Source organism: Streptomyces sp. NPDC052299, assembly GCF_040679335.1.
Taxonomy (GTDB): domain Bacteria; phylum Actinomycetota; class Actinomycetes; order Streptomycetales; family Streptomycetaceae; genus Streptomyces.
On the sequence record NZ_JBFAUP010000013.1, the window covers coordinates 137,575 to 155,389 of the forward strand.

A 17,815-nucleotide genomic window follows, 5' to 3' on the forward strand; every position below is an offset into this window, starting at 1 on the left:
GGCTAGGGCCGGCGGGCCGAGGTCACCCGGTAGACGTCGTAGACGCCCTCCACGCCCCGTACCGCCTTCAGGACGTGGCCGAGGTGCTTCGGGTCGCCCATCTCGAAGGTGAAGCGCGAGGTGGCCACCCGGTCCCGGGAGGTCTGGACGGCGGCGGACAGGATGTTGACGTGCTGGTCCGAGAGGACCCGGGTGACGTCCGACAGGAGCCGGGACCGGTCCAGCGCCTCGACCTGGATGGCGACCAGGAAGACCGAGGACTGGGTGGGCGCCCACTCGACGTCCAGGATGCGTTCCGGCTGCTGGGAGAGGGAGTCCACGTTCACGCAGTCCGCGCGGTGCACCGAGACTCCGCTGCCCCGGGTGACGAAGCCGATGATGGGGTCGCCGGGCACGGGCGTACAGCAGCGGGCGAGCTTGACCCACACGTCGTCGACGCCCTTGACGACGACCCCGGGGTCGGCGTTGGAGCGGCGCTTGGTGCGGCTGCGGGAGGGCGGGGTGCTCTCCTCCAGGTCCTCGTTGGCCGCGTCCTCGCCGCCGAGGGCCTGGACCAGCTTCTGCACGACGCCCGCGGCGGCGACGTGGCCCTCGCCGATGGCCGCGTAGAGGGACGAGATGTCGGGGTAGCGCATCTCGTGCGCCAGGGTGACCAGCGAGTCGCCGGTCAGGATGCGCTGGATCGGCAGGTTCTGCTTGCGCATGGCCCGCGCGATGGCGTCCTTGCCCTGCTCGATCGCCTCGTCGCGGCGCTCCTTGGAGAACCAGGCGCGGATCTTGTTGCGGGCCCGGGGCGACTTGACGAAGCCCAGCCAGTCGCGCGAGGGCCCGGCGCCGGCCGCCTTGGAGGTGAAGACCTCGACCAGGTCGCCGTTGTCGAGCGTGGATTCCAGCGGCACGAGCCGGCCGTTGACCCGTGCTCCTATCGTCCGGTGGCCGACCTCCGTGTGGACGGCGTAGGCGAAGTCGACCGGGGTGGCCCCGGCGGGCAGCGCTATGACGTCGCCCTTGGGCGTGAAGACGAAGACCTCGTTGCGGGAGAGGTCGAAGCGCAGGGACTCCAGGAACTCGCTGGGGTCCTCGGTCTCCTTCTGCCAGTCCAGGAGCTGGCGGAGCCACGCCATGTCGTTGACGGTGTCCTGGCCGCGCCCGCTGTTCTTGGGGACGTCGGTGCGGACCTTGGAGGCGCCCGCGACGGCCTCCTGCTTGTACTTCCAGTGCGCGGCGATGCCGTACTCGGCGCGGCGGTGCATGTCGAACGTACGGATCTGGAGCTCGACGGGCTTGCCGCTGGGGCCGATCACCGTGGTGTGCAGCGACTGGTACATGTTGAACTTGGGCATCGCGATGTAGTCCTTGAACCGGCCGGGGACCGGATTCCATCGCGCGTGCACGGTGCCGAGCGCCGCGTAGCAGTCGCGGACGGTGTCCACGAGGACGCGGATGCCCACCAGGTCGTAGATCTCCGCGAAGTCGCGGCCCCGCACGATCATCTTCTGGTAGACGCTGTAGTAGTGCTTGGGCCGCCCGGTGACGGTGGCCTTGATGCGGGCGGCGCGCAGATCGGCCTGGACCTCGTCGGTGACGACGGCGAGGTATTCGTCGCGCTTGGGCGCGCGCTCGGCCACCAGCCGCACGATCTCGTCGTACATCTTGGGGTAGAGGATCGCGAAGGCGAGGTCCTCCAGCTCCCACTTGATGGTGTTCATGCCCAGGCGGTGGGCGAGCGGGGCGTAGATCTCCAGCGTCTCGCGGGCCTTCTTCTCCTGCTTCTCCCGCTTGAGATACCGCATGGTGCGCATGTTGTGCAGCCGGTCGGCGAGCTTGATGACCAGGACGCGCGGGTCCTTGGCCATGGCGACGACCATCTTGCGCACGGTCTCGGCCTGGGCGGCCTCGCCGAACTTGACCTTGTCCAGCTTGGTGACGCCGTCCACCAGCAGGGCGACCTGGTCGCCGAAGTCGCGGCGCAGGGTGTCCAGGCCGTATTCGGTGTCCTCGACCGTGTCGTGCAGCAGCCCGGCCATCAGGGTGGCCGGATCCATGCCCAGCTCGGCGAGGATCGTCGTCACGGCGAGCGGGTGCGTGATGTACGGGTCGCCACTCTTGCGCTTCTGGCCGCGGTGCCAGCGCTCGGCGACCTGGTAGGCCCGCTCGATCTGGCGCAGCGTGGAGGTCTCGGTCTTGGCGTCGTTGCCGCGGACGATCCGCAGCAGCGGTTCGAGCACCGGGTTGTACGGGCTGGAGCGCTGGACGCCGAGCCGGGCGAGGCGGGCCCGGACGCGGTTGGAGGAGCCGCCGGAGCGGGAGGCCGGGCCGGTGGGCGAGGCGGCTGCGGCGGCAGGCTTCGCTGGAGGCTTCGGTGCGGTCGGAGCGGGCGCGGCCGGCTGCGCGGGGGAAGCGGGCGCGGGACCGTTGGCCTCGGCGGGCGCGGGGCCCGTGCCGGGCTGGGGCGCCGGAGGCTTCGGCTTCTCCGCGGACTGCTGCTTCGCGGGCGTGGCGGAGGCGCCCCCGGGCTTGTCGGGCTGCGGGGCGGCGACTGGCTGGGCCTCGTCTGGCAAGAGCGCTCCTCGTGCGGATCCGGACACACCCGGAAGGGCCATCGTAACGACCCGGCGGCCGGTCCTCCCCCGGGGACCGTGAGAGCCCTGACAACGCCGACGGGCACCCGGTTGTTCCCGGGTGCCCGTCGGCGTCGGTGCGGCAGGTCCTCAGACCGTGATCAGGGCCTCCAGCGGGGCTCCGCGCAGGCTGTCGGCCAGGCGGGCCCGGCCGGACAGGAAGCCCAGCTCCATGAGGACGGCGACCCCGGCGACCTGGGCGCCGGCCCGGCGGATGAGCTCCAGGGAGGCGTCGGCGGTGCCGCCGGTGGCGAGCACGTCGTCGATGACCATGATCCGGTCGTCGGCCGACAGGTCCTCCGCGTGGATCTCGATCTCGGCGGTGCCGTACTCCAGCTCGTAGGCCTGGCTGAGCGTGGCCCCCGGCAGCTTCCCTGCCTTGCGGACCGGTACGAAGCCGAGGCCGGCCCGGACCGCGACGGGGGCGGCCAGGATGAAGCCGCGGGCCTCCAGGCCGACGATCTTCGTGGCGCCGTGCCGCCGGCACAGCTCCGCGAGGGCGTCGGTGAGGGCCGTGAAGGCGACCGGGTCCGCGAGCAGGGGGGTGATGTCCTTGAACATCACGCCCGGCTTCGGGTAGTCCGCCACGTCACGGATGCGGCTGAGCAGGAGCTCCCTGACGCTGTCGGTGGTGCTGGTCATCAGCGCTTCCCCGGGGTCCGGCCGTGGCCCCTCGGCTGCTGGCGCTGTCCGACGACCGCGCCTGCCGGAGCCGCGTCCTCGTAGTCGTCCTCGCCCCGGTCGTCCTCGGTCTCGCCCTTGGCGGCGGCGGCCGCGCGCTTGGCGAGGACCCGCTTCTTGAGGGCCTTCATCTGCGGCTCGCGTTCCTTGAGGTCGGCGACCAGCGGGGTGGCGATGAAGATCGAGGAGTACGCACCGGCCGCGAGGCCGACGAAGAGGGCGAGCGAGATGTCGTTCAGCATGCCGGCGCCGAGGACGCCGCCACCGATGAACAGCAGACCGGCGACCGGCAGCAGCGCGACGACGGTGGTGTTGATCGAGCGGACCAGCGTGCTGTTGATGGAGCGGTTGGCGACGTCGCTGTACGTCCACCGGGTCTGCTTGGTGATCCCCTTCGTGCCCTCCTTGAGGCTGTCGAAGACGACGACCGTGTCGTAGAGGGAGTAACCGAGGATGGTGAGCAGACCGATCACGGTGCCCGGGGTGACCTCGAAGCCGACCAGGGCGTAGACACCGACCGTGATGGTGATGTCGTGGATCAGCGCGACGAGGGCCGCCACCGCCATCCGCCACTCGAAGGCGATGGCCAGGTAGATCACGACCAGGATCATGAAGACCCCGAGGCCGGTCCACGCCTTGTTGGCGATCTGCTCGCCCCAGCTGGGACCGACGAGGTCGGCCGCGATCTTCTCGCGCGGGACGTCGAGGTCCTTGGCGAGCTTGTCCTGGATCTCGTCCGACTTCTGGGTGTCGACCTCGGTGATCTGGATGCGCAGCGCGCCGTTGCCGAGCTTCTGGACGATGGCCTGGTGGCCGGAGGCCTCCGACGCCAGGTCCTCGGCCTCGGAGACGGAGACGCTCGTCTTCGGGGTGGTGAAGACGGCACCGCCCTTGAACTCGATGCCCATGTTCAGGCCGCTGACCACCAGGCCGAGGACGGCCGTGATGGTGATCAGGACGGAGACGCCGTACCAGATCCTGCGCTTGCCGATGAAGTCGTAGCCGACCTCGCCTCGGTAGAGACGGGCGCCGAGATTCCCGAGTCGCGACATCTCACGCCTCCTTCGGTTCGGTGGGGGCGTTGACACGACGGGAGCGGCGCAGCGGCGGCTTGGCGCCGAGACGCTTGGGGTCCAGACCGGACCACGGGTGGCCGCTGGCGAAGAACTTCTTGCGCGCCATGATCGTCATGAGCGGCTTGGTGAAGAAGAACACCACGACGACGTCCAGCAGGGTGGTGAGACCCAGCGTGAACGCGAAGCCCTGGACCTTGCCGACGGTGACCACGAAGAGCACGGCAGCGGCGAGGAACGACACGAAGTCGGAGACCAGGATGGTCCGCCGGGCGCGCGGCCAGCCGCGTTCCACGGCGGGGCGCAGCGTACGGCCCTCGCGGATCTCGTCCCGTACGCGTTCGAAGTACACGATGAACGAGTCCGCGGTGATGCCGATGGCCACGATGGCACCGCAGACGGCCGGGAGGTTCAGCGCGAAGCCGATGGCCGGGCCGAGCAGCGACATGATCGTGTAGCTGAGGATGCCGGAGACCAGGAGGCTGAGCAGGGCGATGAATGCCAGGCCGCGGTAGTAGGCCACCAGGTAGATGACGACGAGGGCGAGGCCGATGGCGCCGGCGATGAGCCCGGCCTTCAGCTGCTCGCCGCCGAGCGCGGCGGTGACGGTGGTGACGCTCTGCTCCTTGAAGGAGAGCGGGAGCGCACCGTAGGAGAGCTGGTTGGCCAGGGCCTCGGCGGAGTCCTGGTTGAAGCTGCCGGAGATCTCGGCGCTGCCGCTCAGCTGCTCGCTGACCCGGGGGGCGGAGACGACCTCGCCGTCCAGGGCGATGGCGAACTGGTTCTGCGGCTCCTGCTGCGTGGAGAGCTTCTTGGTGATCGTCTGGAACTGCTTGGAGCCCTTGCCGGAGAACTCCATCTGGACGATCCACATGCCGCGCTGCTGGTCGAAGGCCGCCTTGGCCGACTTGACCTCGGTGCCGGAGACCTCGGCCGGGCCGAGCACGTACTTGGCGTCGCCCTCCTGGCTGCACGCCACGACCGTGTCACCGGCCTTGCTGCCCTGGGCGGCCTTGGAACGGGACGCCTTGCTGGAGCAGTCGAGCGACTCGAACTGCTTCTGGAGCTTGGCGGCGGCGGCCTGGTCCTCGGCGGACGCGGACTCACTGGCCTTCGGCGTGGCGCTGGCCTTCGGCGACGGCGAGGAGTCGGCCTTCAGGGCGCCGGTGACCGCGCGGCCCTGGGTGGTGGCACTGGCACTCGGCTTCGACGAGGGGTCGGCGGCCTTGTCGCCGTCCGTCGCCTTCTCGGAGGCGGACGCCTTCGGCGAGGGCGAGGTGCTGGCCTTGCCGGAGGGCGAGGCGCTGGGGTCCGGGGTGGGCGTGCCCTGGGCGACGGTGAGCACCGGCCGGAAGTACAGCTTGGCGGTGGTGCCGACCTGCGCCCTGGCCTCGGCGGAGTCCGTGCCCTTGGGGATGTTGACGATGATGTTGCGATCGCCCTGGGTCTGGACCTCGGCCTCGCTGACCCCGAGACCGTTGACACGGCGGTTCATGATGTCGACCGCGGTGTCCATGTTGGTCTTGTTGATCGCCTTTTCCTGGCCGGGCTCGGCCTTGGCCTCCAGCGTGATGGAGGTGCCGCCCGCCAGGTCGATGCCGAGTCGCGGCGTCGGCTGGTCGGCCAGGAACATCCCGCCGGTGAGGGCGACCATGGCGATCAGGATCAGCGCCAGGGAACGCCCTGGCTTCCCCTGACCACCGGCCGCGCCTCGGCCCTTCTTCGGTGCTGCCACCTTGTCGTTTCTCCCTGTCCAACCGCCCCGCGCCGGGTATGCGTCCGAGCGGCCACGAAGTTTAGTGGGGACCCGCCCCCGCGAAGGCACGCACGCACCGGGGTGCCGGACGCCTGTGGGCTCACGGCATCCCCGGGTCGCGGTGTGCTACTTCGCGTCGGCCTCGCCGTCGGCCTTGCCGTCGGACTTCTTGTCGTCCGCGGCCTCGGCGTCGACGTCCTCGTCCGAGTCGGTCTTCTTGACCAGGTCGGTCTTGGCGTCGTCGGCCTCGGTCAGCGAGGAGGCGTCGTCCGGCACGACCGCGCCGTCGACGTCGAGCTCCGGGTCGTCGCCGTGGACGATGCGGTTGTACTCCGCGTCGTCCAGGACGGCGCCGATCGCGTTCTTCGCGTACACGGCGTGGACGCCGGGGGCGACCTCAAGGAGGACCGTGTCGTCGTGAAGCTCCTTGACGGTGGCGTACATGCCCCCGATCGTGCGGACGCCGGTGCCGGGCTGCATCTCATTGCGCATGGCCGCAGCCGCCGCCTGCTTCTTCTTGGCGGACCGCGTCATCAGGAACATGGCCCCGATGAGCACGATGAAGGGGAGGAGAGTCACGGGATTCACGGGACGAATTTCCTTCGCACGACCGCACTGGAGAACGGCCTGGTCTACGGGGGTGGGTACACCGACCCGTTACGGGCGGCATCGGCGGAGTCTAAGCGAGTCCGCATCGATGGAACAACGCCCAGCATGGCACCGTGGTTCCGCTTGCGGTCAACCTGTGACGCATCACGCCCCGAACAAGCCCTGTTGTCCCGTTACGCCGTGCTGCGGAGGAACCAGTCCCAGGTGGGCCCACGCGGCAGGGGTGGCGACCCGTCCGCGCGGCGTCCTGGCCAGCAGTCCTTCCCGTACGAGGAAGGGCTCGGCGACCTCCTCGACGGTCTCGCGCTCCTCCCCCACGGCCACCGCGAGCGTGGACAGGCCCACCGGCCCCCCGCCGAACAGCTTGAGCAGGGCCCCCAGGACCGCCCGGTCCAGCCGGTCCAGGCCCCGGGCGTCGACCTCGTACACCCCGAGGGCCGCCGACGCGACCTCCCGGTCGATCCGGCCGTCGGCCTTGACCTGGGCGTAGTCCCGCACGCGGCGCAGCAGGCGGTTGGCGATACGGGGTGTGCCCCGGGAGCGGCCGGCGATCTCGGCGGCGCCCTCGGCGTCCAGCTCGACGTCCAGCAGGCGGGCGGAGCGGTGGATCACCCTTTCCAGCTCGGCGGGGGCGTAGAACTCCATGTGCCCGGTGAAGCCGAAGCGGTCGCGCAGCGGGGGCGGCAGCAGCCCGGCCCGGGTGGTGGCGCCGACCAGCGTGAAGGGGGGCAGCTCCAGCGGGATCGCGGTGGCGCCAGGGCCCTTGCCGACGATGACGTCGACCCGGAAGTCCTCCATGGCCATGTACAGCATCTCCTCGGCTGGCCGGGACATGCGGTGGATCTCGTCCAGGAACAGCACCTCGCCCTCCTGGAGCGAGGAGAGGATCGCCGCGAGGTCGCCGGCGTGCTGGATGGCGGGGCCCGAGGTGATCCGGATCGGGGCGTTCATCTCCGCCGCGATGATCATGGAGAGGGTGGTCTTGCCGAGGCCGGGCGCGCCGGAGAGCAGGACGTGGTCCGCGGTGGCGCCGCGGGCGCGGGCGGCCTTGAGGACCAGGTCGAGCTGTTCGCGGACCTTTTCCTGACCGACGAACTCGTCCAGGTCCTTGGGGCGCAGCGCGGCCTCGACCGCGGTGTCGTCGCCGTCCGCGCCGGCGTCGACCAGCCGCTCGTCGAGCCGGTCGTCCGTGCCGGCTCCGGTGTCGTCCCAGTTCATCTCGTCTGTCCGCCTCGGATGTATCGGTGCCCGGCCGGGGGTGGCCGGCCGGGCGGAGAAGGGGTGCCCGTGCCGCTCAGCGCGCCCGGTTGAGGGTCTGCAGGGCGGCGCGCAGCAGCTGCGGCACGGGTGCCTGGCCCCCGGCGGCGAGGGCTTCCTCGGCCTGGGGTGCGACGGCGGCAACCGCCTCGTCGGCCTCGCGGGTGGCGTAGCCGAGGCCGATCAGGGCGGCCTGGAGCTGGTCGCGCCAGGAGGCGGAGACGGCGGTGCCGATGCCCTGACCGGGGGCGTGGGCACCGATCGGTTCGCCCAGCCGGTCCTTCAGTTCCAGCAGGAGCTTCTGGGCGCCCTTCTTGCCGATGCCGGAGACGGCGGTGAGCGCCTTCTCGTCGCCGGTGGCCACGGCGAGCCGCAGGGCGTCCGGGGTGTGCGTGGCCAGCATGGCCTGGGCGAGCCGGGGGCCGACGCCGCTGGCGGTCTGGAGGAGCTCGAAGACCTGCCGCTCGTCGTCGTCGGCGAAGCCGTAGAGGGTCAGCGAGTCCTCGCGGACGACGAGCGAGGTGGCGAGTCTCGCCTCCTGGCCGACGCGCAGGGCGGCCAGGGTGTTCGGCGCGCACTGGACGGCCATGCCGATGCCGCCGACCTCGATGACGGCCGTGGTCGGGGCGAGAGCGGCGACGGGGCCGGTGACGAAGGCGATCATCGGGGGACCTTCCGGACGGGTACGGCTGCGGTGCGCGGGAGGCGCGGGGTGCGGGCGGCGGCCGCCGCGTGCGCCTGCTGGAGTCGGTTGAGGGCGGGGGCGCGCCAGATGTGGCAGATGGCGAGCGCCAGGGCGTCCGCGGCGTCGGCCGGTTTCGGCGGGGCGTCCAGCCGCAGGAGCCGGGTCACCATGGCTCCCACCTGCGCCTTGTCCGCGCGTCCGCTGCCGGAGACGGCGGCCTTGACCTCGCTGGGCGTGTGCAGGGCGACGGGGAGGCCGCGCCGGGCCGCGCAGAGCATGGCGATCGCGCTGGCCTGGGCGGTGCCCATAACCGTACGCACGTTGTGCTGGGCGAAGACCCGTTCCACGGCGACGCAGTCGGGGCGGTGTTCGTCCAGCCATTCCTCGATGCCGCGCTCGACGGCGACCAGGCGGTGACCGAGCTCCGCGTCGGCGGCGGTGCGCACGACGCCCACGCCGAGCATGGTGAGCGGGCGGCCCGCGACGCCCTCGACCACGCCGACCCCGCACCGGGTCAGACCCGGGTCCACGCCGAGCACGCGCATGGTCGCCCCTCCCTGCCGATCGGTCAACTGTTCCAGTGTTTCAGCAGGCTATCGGTCGCCACCGACAATGCGGACGGGCCGACGGGGTGTGTCCCCCGCCGGCCCGTCCGCAACGGCTGTGTCGGACGCGGCTCAGGCGTCGACCTTCGCCATGACCTCGTCGCTGACGTCGAAGTTGGCGAAGACGTTCTGCACGTCGTCGCTGTCCTCCAGCGCGTCGATCAGCTTGAAGATCTTGCGGGCGCCCTCTTCGTCCAGGTCGACCTGCATGGTCGGCAGGAAGTTGGCCTCGGCCGAGTCGTAGTCGATGCCCGCCTCCTGGAGCGCGGTGCGGACCGCGACCATGTCGGTGGCCTCGCTGACGACCTCGAAGGTGTCGCCGAGGTCGTTGACCTCCTCGGCGCCCGCTTCGAGAACGGCACCGAGCACGTCGTCCTCGGTCAGCTCGCCCTTGGGGACGATGACGACGCCCTTGCGGTTGAAGAGGTACGAGACGGAACCCGGGTCGGCCATCGAGCCGCCGTTGCGGGTCATGGCGACCCGGACGTCGGACGCGGCACGGTTGCGGTTGTCGGTCAGGCACTCGATGAGCACCGCGACACCGTTGGGCCCGTAACCCTCGTACATGATCGTCTGGTAGTCGACGCCGCCCGCCTCGAGACCGCCACCGCGCTTGACCGCGGAGTCGATGTTCTTGTTCGGGACCGAACTCTTCTTCGCCTTCTGGATCGCGTCCACGAGGGTCGGGTTGCCCTCGGGGTCCACACCGCCGGTGCGGGCCGCGACCTCGATGTTCTTGATCAGCTTCGCGAAGAGCTTGCCGCGCTTGGCGTCAATCACGGCCTTCTTGTGCTTCGTCGTAGCCCATTTAGAGTGGCCGGACATCTGCCTTCTCCTTCGCGTCACCAAATTCCGTACGAACCCGAGAGATCCTACCGGGATCGAGTCACCCGGCCGCGCGCACCATCTCGGTGAAGTACGCGTGGAGCCGGTGGTCGCCGGTCAGTTCCGGGTGGAACGACGTGGCGAGGGCGTTGTTCTGCCGCACGGCGACGATGTGTCCGCCGTGCTCCGCGATCACCTTCGCCCCGGCGCCCACGGACTCGACCCAGGGGGCCCTGATGAAGACGCCCTCGACCGGCCCGCCGTCGATCCCGGCGACGTCGACGGCCGCCTCGAAGGACTCGTTCTGCCGCCCGAAAGCGTTACGGCGCACGATCATGTCGATGCCGCCCAGCGTCTCCTGGCCGGACCGGGGGTCGAGGATCTTGTCGGCGAGCAGGATCATCCCGGCGCAGGTGCCGTACACCGGCATCCCGGCCGCGATCCGCTCGCGCAGGGGGTCCAGCATGCCGAAGAGGGCGGCCAGCTTGGACATGGTGGTGGACTCGCCGCCGGGCAGGACCAGGCCGTCCACCTCGGCCAGTTCCCCGGGACGCCGGACCGGCCTGGCCAGGGCGTCCGCCGAGGCCAGGGCGATCAGGTGTTCCCGGACGTCGCCCTGGAGGGCCAGGACTCCGATCACAGGGGTGTCGTTCATCGGTGACTACCAGCCGCGGTTGGCGTAGCGCTCGGCCTCGGGCAGCGTGTCGCAGTTGATGCCGACCATGGCCTCGCCCAGGTTCCGGGAGGCGTCCGCGATGATCTTCGGGTCGTCGTAGAAGGTGGTGGCCTTCACGATGGCGGCGGCGCGCTTGGCCGGGTCGCCGGACTTGAAGATCCCGGAGCCGACGAACACGCCCTCGGCACCGAGCTGGCGCATCAGCGCCGCGTCGGCCGGGGTGGCGACACCGCCGGCGGAGAACAGCACGACGGGCAGCTTGCCCAGCTCCGCGACCTCCTTGACCAGCTCGTAGGGGGCGCGCAGGTCCTTGGCGGCGGCGTACAGCTCGTTGTTGTCGAAGCCGCGCAGCCGGGCGATCTCGTTCTTGATCTGGCGCAGGTGGCGGACGGCCTCCACCACGTTCCCGGTGCCCGCCTCGCCCTTGGAGCGGATCATGGCCGCGCCCTCGGCGATCCGGCGCAGCGCCTCGCCCAGGTTGGTGGCGCCGCAGACGAAGGGGGTGGTGAAGGCGAACTTGTCGCTGTGGTTGACCTCGTCGGCCGGGGTCAGGACCTCGGACTCGTCGATGTAGTCGACGCCGAGGGACTGGAGGACCTGCGCCTCCACGAAGTGACCGATGCGGGACTTGGCCATCACCGGGATGGACACCGACTCGATGATCTCCTCGATCATGTTCGGGTCCGACATCCGGGCCACGCCGCCGTCCTTGCGGATGTCGGCCGGCACCCGCTCCAGGGCCATGACCGCCACGGCGCCCGCGTCCTCGGCGATCTTCGCCTGCTCGGCGTTGACGACGTCCATGATCACGCCGCCCTTGAGCTGCTCGGCCATGCCGCGCTTGACGCGGGCGGTGCCGGTGGCCGGAGCGTCGGCGGACTGCGGGGTGCTGGGAAGCGTGGACACGGATGACCTCACTGGGGGGAGCGGATGCGGACGCGCCGAATGACGCAGTGCCGAGCAAACTCCCCCGCACCAGTCCACAGCAAGGGCCAATGGAAGGCCGGTGGATCGTTTTTCGCCCGCGTCCCCGCGTACGGGAACGGGGCACTGTCCGTCAGCTGCCCGGCCGGTCCGCCAGGGCCACCGGCGGCTCGTCGTCCATCTCGAAGGCCAGCGGGAACGGCGCGTGCCCCGCCAGCCGGAACCACCGCACCGTGCGGTGCCGGCGCAGCGCCCGCGCCGCCCGCACCGCGTCGTTGTGGAAGCGGCGCGCCATCGGCACCCGCCGCACCGCGGCCGCCAGCTCGGAGGCCGCCTCCTGGCCCCCGGGGATCTCCCGCACCGCCTCCACCTGCGCGCTCTCGCCGAACACCGCGCGCAGGGCGGCGCTCAGCTCGCTCTCGGCGACCTCGCGGTGGTCCTGGGGCGACTGCCTCGCGGCGTGCGCGGCCTCGTAGAGCACGATCGACGCGGCCGGGTCGAGGACGCCGGAGGTAGCGAGCTCCTGGGTGACCGAGGCCCGGCGCAGCAGTTGCGCGTCGAGGGCCGCCCGGGCCGCGTCGATGCGGGTGTGCAGCCGGTCGAGGCGGCCCGCGGTCCAGCTGAGGTACAGGCCGATGGCGACGAGCACCACGACGGCCCAGATGATGAGGGTTACGGTCACGGGCGGCAAGGCTACCGGGGCGAAGGCCCCGCCAGGCGCTACTCCCGGGCCAGCCCGAACCTGGCCCGCAGCCCCGTCCGTTCGTCCGCCGCCACCGAGGCGGCGCCGTCCGTCACCGTCTCGTACACCGCGAGGATGTCCGCCCCGACCGTCGACCAGTCGAAGCGCCGCACATGGGCGCTCCCCCGCTCGCGCAGCCCGGCGCGCCGCTCCGGGTCGCCCAGCAGCCGGATCGCCGCCGCGGCCAGCGCGTCCGCGTTCTCGTTGGCGAACAGCTCGCCCGCCGCGCCCTGGTCCAGGACCTGCGCGAAGGCGTCCAGATCGCTGGCGAGGACCGGCGCGCCCGCCGACATGGCCTCGACCAGGATGATCCCGAAGCTCTCGCCCCCGGTGTTGGGCGCCACGTACAGGTCGACGCTGCGCAGCAGTCGCGCCTTGTCCTCGTCGCTCACCATGCCCAGGAACTCCACGCGCGAGCGCATCTCCTTCGGCAGCGAGGCGACGGCCTCCTCCTCGTCGCCCCGGCCGGCGACCAGGAGCCTGGTCTCCGGACGGGCGGCGAGGATCGCGGGCAGCGCGCGCATCAGCACGGGCAGGCCCTTGCGGGGCTCGTCGATGCGGCCGATGAAGCCGATCGTGCCGCCCTGCCACTCGGGCCGGGGCTCGGCCCGCGCGAAGAAGTCGACGTCCACCCCGTTCGGGATGACCACGGCGTCGCCGCCCAGGTGCTCGACCAGGGTCCGGCGGGCGTACTCGCTGACCGCGATCCGCGCGCTGATCTTCTCCAGCGCCGCCTGCAGGATCGCGTACGCGGCGATCATCGCCCGGGAGCGCGGGTTGGACGTGTGGAACGTGGCGACGATCGGCCCCTGCGCCGCCCAGCAGGTCAGCAGCCCCAGCGACGGCGAGGTCGGCTCGTGGATGTGGATCACGTCGAACGTGCCCTCGTGCAGCCAGCGCCGCACCCGGGCCGCCGACAGGAACCCGAAGTTCAGCCGGGCCACCGAGCCGTTGTACGGGACCGGCACGGCCCGGCCCGCGGAGACCACGTACGGCGGCAGCGGCGTCTCGTCGTCGGCCGGGGCCAGCACCGAGACCTCGTGGCCGAGCCGGATCAGATGCTCGGCCAGGTCGCGGATGTGGAACTGCACACCGCCCGGGACGTCCCAGGAGTACGGGCAGACGATGCCGATCTTCACGTCGGGTCTCCGCTCCGGTCCGCGCGGGGTTCGAGGTCGGCGAGCCAGAGCCGTTGCAGCATGTGCCAGTCCTCCGGGTGCTCGGCGATGCCCACGGCGAACGCGTCGGCCAGGGCCTGTGTCATCACCGCCGTCTTCGCGGCGCGGTCGCCGGACTCCGGCACCTCGACCGGCGGGTGGATGCGTGCCTTCATCACCGGCGTGTCGTCATAGCTGAGCGTCACGGGCAGCAGCAGCGCGCCGGTCTGCTGGGCCAGCAGCGCCGGGCCGGCCGGCATCCGGGCCGTGTCGCCGAAGAACGACACCTCGATGCCCGACGAGGACAGATCGCGGTCGGCGACCAGGCAGACCAGACCGCCCGACCGCAGCCGCCGGGCCAGCGTCCCGAACGCGGCGCCGCCGGTGTGCGGCAGCACCTCCATGCCCAGGCCCTCGCGGTAGGCGACGAACCGGTCGTAGAGCGATTCCGGCTTCAGCCGCTCGGCGACGGTGGTGAACGGCACCTTCAGGTCCGTGGTCACCCACGCCCCGGCCAGATCCCAGTTCCCCAGGTGCGGCAGGGCGAGGACGACCCCGCGCCCGGAGTCCAGCCCGTCCGTCAGCCGGTGCGCGTCCGTGACGTCGATCGACGCCTTGATCCGCTCCGGGCTCCAGGTGGGCAGCCGGAACGACTCCATCCAGTAGCGCATGTACGAGCGCATACCGGCCCGCGACAGGGCGGCCAGCCGGGCCGGATCGGCATCCGGCACGACCCGCTTCAGGTTGGCCTCCAGCCTGAGCACGCTCTTGCCGCGCCGCTTCCACACCTGGTCGGCGAGGGTACGGAAGAGGGCCCGGGCAGCCGGTTCGGGCAGCGTCTTGACCGCCGCCCAGCCCAGCCCGTACAGCGCGTCGCTCAGGCGCTCCCTGGCGCCGGGCCGCGCCTCGGCGCCGCTCACTGCCCGCCCGAGTCCGCCGCGTCCGCCTCCGCCGCCTCACGGCGCACGGTGACGACCCGCTGGACCAGCGTCACGAGGCTGCCGACGGCGACGATCCACAGCGCGATCGGGAGCAGCACCTGGATGCCCGGCACCCCGAACTTGTGCAGCCCCGCGAAACCGGCCGCCACCAGCGAGATCACCAGCCGCTCGGCACGCTCCACGAGCCCGTTGACGGCCACCGGCAGCCCGATCGCCTCACCGCGCGCCTTGGTGTACGAGACCACCTGACCGCTCGCCAGGCAGAAGATCGCGACGGCGCACAACGTGTTGTCGTCGCCGCTGCCCGCGTACCAGAGGGCGAAGCCGCCGAAGATCGCGCCGTCGGCGACCCGGTCGAGCGTGGAGTCCAGGAACGCGCCCCACCGGCTGGAGATGCCCGCCTGGCGCGCCATGTTCCCGTCCACGAGGTCGGAGAACACGAAGATCGTGATGACGATCGTGCCCCAGAAGAACTCCCCCATCGGGAAGAAGACCAGCGCACCGGCCATCACCCCGGCCGTACCGATCAGGGTGACCGCGTCCGGGCTCACACCGAGGCGGAGGAGGAGTGCGGCGAACGGCGTGAGGACACGCGTGAAAAAGGCACGCGCGTACTTGTTCAGCATGGCCTTCCCGAGGGGTAGCTGGGCCGCGTGACCCCGTCGGCCACCGGCTGGGAGGATGCTGAAGGCCCTGGCCGGATCAGGGAGCGCTGGCCGGTGCGTGCGGCTGCAAGGCGCCGGAGCGTCTCCCTGGCGGAACCATGAAGACGTTTCGGTAACGCCGCAGACGTGCGTGCCGGGCGCCGCGAGCCCGGCCAGGGCCTTCAGCACCCTCCGGGGCCATGTTAGTCACGCCCAGCAGCGGTCACCCTACGGGCACCCCGGGCCGGTGCGGGCCCCCCATATGGACGTGGTGCCGAGGCGGTGCCAAGCTCGGAATACCGCGGGCGTCGCCGCCCCCGGGCGCCTGCCCGTACGCCACCGCCGGGAGGCATGATCATGGGCGACAAGGCACGCGCACGCACCGGAGCCGCCGGAGGAACACCGGCGGTCGGCCACCACCCCCGCGCCCTGCGCAACGTGGCCCTGGTCGGCCACAGCGGTTCCGGCAAGACCACACTGGTCGAAGCCCTCGCGCAGACCGCCGGGGCCCTCGGCCGCGCGGGCCGCGTCGAGGACGGCACGACCGTCTCCGACCACGAGGAGATCGAGCACCGCCAGAACCGGTCCGTCCAGCTCTCCCTGGTCCCCGTGGACTGGGACGGGCACCGCGTCAACCTGCTGGACACCCCCGGGTACGCCGACTTCGTCGGGGAGGTCAGGGCCGGGCTGCGGGCGGCGGACGCGGCCCTCTTCGTCGTCTCGGCCGCGCAGGAGCCCGAGGCCGTCGCCGCGACCACCCGGGCGCTGTGGGAGGAGTGCGCCGCGGTCGCGATGCCCCGCGCCATCGTGATCACCCACCTCGACACCGCCCGCACCCCGTTCGGCGCGATGACCCGGATCTGCGGGGAGCTCTTCGGCGAGGACGACCCCGACGCCGTCCTCCCCCTCTACCTGCCCGTGCTCGGCCCGGAGACCGCCGACGGGCACGCCCCGCTCACCGGCCTCACCGGCCTGCTCACCGCGCGCGTCTACGACTACTCCGGCGGCGAGCGCGCCGAACACCCACCGACCGGCGACGCGCGGGCGCCCCTGGCCGAGGCCCGCGCCCGCCTCATCGAGGGGATCATCGCGGAGAGCGAGGACGAAACACTGATGGACCGCTACCTCGGCGGCGAGCCCATCGACACCGGCACCCTGATCACCGACCTCGAACGCGCCGTGGCCCGCGGCTCCTTCCACCCCGTCCTCGCCGCCGCCCCCGCCGCCGAGGGCGCCCGCCAGGGCATCGGCACCGTCGAACTCCTGGACCTGATCACCGGCGGCTTCCCGACCCCGCGCGAACACCCGCTGCCCGCCGTCACCACCCCGGACGGCTCCCCGCTCCCCGCCCTCGACGGCGACCCCGAGTGCCCCCTGGCCGCCGAGGTCGTCAAGACGTCCTCCGACCCCTACGTCGGCCGGCTCTCCCTCGTCCGCGTGTTTAACGGCACCCTGCGCCCCGACGACACCGTGCACGTCCACGGCCACGGCCTCCGCTCCCCCGCGGACGAGGACCGCCCCAGCCACGAGGCGCGCACCCGGGCCGGCGCCCTCACCTCCCCCTTCGGGAAGCAGCAGCGGCCCCTCGACGCGTGCGTCGCCGGTGACCTGGCCTGCGTCGCCCGGCTGGAGACGGCCGAGACCGGCGACACCCTCTCCGGCACCGACCACCCCCTCCTCCTCGCCCCCTGGACCACCCCCGACCCCCTCCTCCCGCTCGCGGTCCGGGCCCACAGCAAGGCCGACGAGGACAAGCTCTCCCACAGCCTGTCCCGCCTCGTCGCCGAGGACCCCGCCCTGCGCCTCGAACAGAACCCGGACACCGGACAGCTCGTCCTGTGGGGCCTGGGCGAAGCCCACCTGGGCGTCGCCCTGGACCGGCTGCGCGACCACTACGGCGTGCGGGTCGACACCGTCCCGCACCGCGTCGCCCTCCGCGAGACCTTCGCCGGACCGGCCACCGGGCGCGGCCGCCACGTCAAGCAGTCCGGGGGCCACGGCCAGTACGCGGTCTGCGAGATCGACGTCGAACCGCTGCCCGCCGGCTCCGGCGTCGTATTCGAGGACCGGGTCGTCGGCGGCGCCGTGCCCCGCGCCTTCATCGCCTCCGTGGAGAAGGGCGTCCGCGCCCAGGCCGCCCGGGGCGTCGCCGCCGGACATCCCCTGGTCGACATCCGCGTCGTCCTGCGCGACGGCAAGGCCCACTCCGTGGACTCCTCCGACGCCGCCTTCCAGACCGCCGGCGCCCTGGCCCTGCGCGAGGCCGCCGCCGAGGCGCACGTCCAGTTCCTGGAACCGGTAGCCGAGGTCGGCGTCCTGGTGCCCGACGACTACGTCGGCCCGGTCATGAGCGACCTCTCGGGCCGCCGGGGCCGGGTCACCGGCACCGAACAGTCCGGCTCCGGACGCACCCTCGTCCGCGCCGACGTGCCCGAACTGGAGATCGACCGGTACGCGGTGGACCTGCGGGCCCTCACCCACGGCACCGGCCGCTTCCAACGGTCGTACACCCGCCACGAACCCATGCCCCCGCAGCTCGCCGACCGCGTCCACGCCGGCCGGGGGTGAGGCGAAACGGGCCACTCCCCCCGAACGTTGTCCACAGGGCCGGACGGCGGA

At 71.8% G+C, this 17,815-nt stretch carries 16 protein-coding genes; 1 reads left to right on the forward strand and 15 read right to left on the reverse strand.

Annotation, left to right across the window (positions count from 1 at the left end; genetic code table 11):
* Positions 1 to 2 precede the first annotated feature (2 nt).
* The 15 genes from AB0L33_RS22675 to pgsA all read right to left on the reverse strand — a co-directional run bounded on the left by AB0L33_RS22675 (position 3) and on the right by pgsA (position 15,178).
* The gene (locus AB0L33_RS22675; protein ID WP_365684148.1) at positions 3 to 2,561 is read right to left on the reverse strand and encodes a RelA/SpoT family protein; all 2,559 of its coding nucleotides are present in this window, start codon (positions 2,559 to 2,561) and stop codon (positions 3 to 5) included.
* 150 nt (positions 2,562 to 2,711) lie between these two features.
* Positions 2,712 to 3,263, reverse strand: coding sequence for an adenine phosphoribosyltransferase (locus AB0L33_RS22680; RefSeq protein WP_365684150.1), 552 nt, complete (start codon positions 3,261 to 3,263; stop codon positions 2,712 to 2,714).
* Complete coding sequence (secF, locus tag AB0L33_RS22685; protein ID WP_365684152.1) at positions 3,263 to 4,354, reverse strand: protein translocase subunit SecF; 1,092 nt, start codon at positions 4,352 to 4,354, stop codon at positions 3,263 to 3,265. The genes AB0L33_RS22680 and secF overlap by 1 nt, the downstream gene beginning before the upstream one ends.
* A gap of 1 nt (position 4,355) precedes the next feature.
* Positions 4,356 to 6,110 carry a protein translocase subunit SecD gene (gene secD, locus AB0L33_RS22690; RefSeq protein WP_365684154.1) on the reverse strand — a complete coding sequence of 585 codons (1,755 nt, stop codon included), beginning with the start codon at positions 6,108 to 6,110 and terminating at the stop codon, positions 4,356 to 4,358.
* 147 nt (positions 6,111 to 6,257) lie between these two features.
* Positions 6,258 to 6,719 carry a preprotein translocase subunit YajC gene (gene yajC, locus AB0L33_RS22695; protein WP_365684156.1) on the reverse strand — a complete coding sequence of 154 codons (462 nt, stop codon included), beginning with the start codon at positions 6,717 to 6,719 and terminating at the stop codon, positions 6,258 to 6,260.
* 165 nt (positions 6,720 to 6,884) lie between these two features.
* Positions 6,885 to 7,958: a Holliday junction branch migration DNA helicase RuvB gene (ruvB, locus tag AB0L33_RS22700; RefSeq protein WP_365684158.1), complete on the reverse strand. Its 1,074-nt coding sequence runs from the start codon at positions 7,956 to 7,958 to the stop codon at positions 6,885 to 6,887.
* A gap of 76 nt (positions 7,959 to 8,034) precedes the next feature.
* Positions 8,035 to 8,661, reverse strand: a complete 627-nt coding sequence (gene ruvA / locus AB0L33_RS22705; protein WP_365684160.1) for a Holliday junction branch migration protein RuvA — start codon at positions 8,659 to 8,661, stop codon at positions 8,035 to 8,037.
* Complete coding sequence (gene ruvC, locus AB0L33_RS22710; RefSeq protein WP_365684326.1) at positions 8,658 to 9,227, reverse strand: crossover junction endodeoxyribonuclease RuvC; 570 nt, start codon at positions 9,225 to 9,227, stop codon at positions 8,658 to 8,660. The genes ruvA and ruvC overlap by 4 nt, the downstream gene beginning before the upstream one ends.
* 132 nt (positions 9,228 to 9,359) lie before the next feature.
* Positions 9,360 to 10,112, reverse strand: a complete 753-nt coding sequence (locus AB0L33_RS22715) for a YebC/PmpR family DNA-binding transcriptional regulator (protein WP_365684162.1) — start codon at positions 10,110 to 10,112, stop codon at positions 9,360 to 9,362.
* A 61-nt stretch (positions 10,113 to 10,173) separates the two neighbouring features.
* Entirely contained in the window at positions 10,174 to 10,767 is a 594-nt protein-coding gene (gene pdxT, locus AB0L33_RS22720) for a pyridoxal 5'-phosphate synthase glutaminase subunit PdxT (protein WP_365684164.1), read from the reverse strand.
* 6 nt (positions 10,768 to 10,773) lie between these two features.
* Positions 10,774 to 11,694: a pyridoxal 5'-phosphate synthase lyase subunit PdxS gene (gene pdxS / locus AB0L33_RS22725; RefSeq protein WP_073967803.1), complete on the reverse strand. Its 921-nt coding sequence runs from the start codon at positions 11,692 to 11,694 to the stop codon at positions 10,774 to 10,776.
* A gap of 151 nt (positions 11,695 to 11,845) precedes the next feature.
* Positions 11,846 to 12,394, reverse strand: coding sequence for a membrane protein (locus AB0L33_RS22730; RefSeq protein WP_018524205.1), 549 nt, complete (start codon positions 12,392 to 12,394; stop codon positions 11,846 to 11,848).
* 38 nt (positions 12,395 to 12,432) lie between these two features.
* On the reverse strand, positions 12,433 to 13,593 hold the full coding sequence (locus tag AB0L33_RS22735; RefSeq protein ID WP_365684166.1) for a glycosyltransferase family 4 protein: 1,161 nt from the start codon (positions 13,591 to 13,593) through the stop codon (positions 12,433 to 12,435).
* Positions 13,590 to 14,531 (reverse strand): phosphatidylinositol mannoside acyltransferase, encoded by a 942-nt coding sequence (locus tag AB0L33_RS22740; protein ID WP_365684168.1) that lies wholly within the window; start codon positions 14,529 to 14,531, stop codon positions 13,590 to 13,592. Before AB0L33_RS22740 ends, AB0L33_RS22735 begins: the two co-directional genes overlap by 4 nt.
* Positions 14,528 to 15,178 (reverse strand): phosphatidylinositol phosphate synthase, encoded by a 651-nt coding sequence (gene pgsA / locus AB0L33_RS22745; RefSeq protein ID WP_365684170.1) that lies wholly within the window; start codon positions 15,176 to 15,178, stop codon positions 14,528 to 14,530. Before pgsA ends, AB0L33_RS22740 begins: the two co-directional genes overlap by 4 nt.
* 375 nt (positions 15,179 to 15,553) lie before the next feature.
* Between pgsA and AB0L33_RS22750 the strand changes: the two genes are divergently transcribed.
* Complete coding sequence (locus AB0L33_RS22750) at positions 15,554 to 17,764, forward strand: elongation factor G-like protein EF-G2 (RefSeq protein WP_365684172.1); 2,211 nt, start codon at positions 15,554 to 15,556, stop codon at positions 17,762 to 17,764.
* The last annotated feature ends 51 nt before the right edge of the window (positions 17,765 to 17,815 follow it).

Coding starts and splice junctions, on each gene's coding strand:
- pdxT (WP_365684164.1), bottom strand. CDS start 10,767: ATGAACGACACCCCTGTGATCGGAGTCCTGGCCCTCCAGGGCGACGTC.
- AB0L33_RS22715 (WP_365684162.1), bottom strand. CDS start 10,112: ATGTCCGGCCACTCTAAATGGGCTACGACGAAGCACAAGAAGGCCGTG.
- ruvB (WP_365684158.1), bottom strand. CDS start 7,958: ATGAACTGGGACGACACCGGAGCCGGCACGGACGACCGGCTCGACGAG.
- ruvC (WP_365684326.1), bottom strand. CDS start 9,227: ATGCGCGTGCTCGGCGTGGACCCGGGTCTGACCCGGTGCGGGGTCGGC.
- AB0L33_RS22680 (WP_365684150.1), bottom strand. CDS start 3,263: ATGACCAGCACCACCGACAGCGTCAGGGAGCTCCTGCTCAGCCGCATC.
- secF (WP_365684152.1), bottom strand. CDS start 4,354: ATGTCGCGACTCGGGAATCTCGGCGCCCGTCTCTACCGAGGCGAGGTC.
- ruvA (WP_365684160.1), bottom strand. CDS start 8,661: ATGATCGCCTTCGTCACCGGCCCCGTCGCCGCTCTCGCCCCGACCACG.
- pgsA (WP_365684170.1), bottom strand. CDS start 15,178: ATGCTGAACAAGTACGCGCGTGCCTTTTTCACGCGTGTCCTCACGCCG.
- AB0L33_RS22750 (WP_365684172.1), top strand. CDS start 15,554: ATGGGCGACAAGGCACGCGCACGCACCGGAGCCGCCGGAGGAACACCG.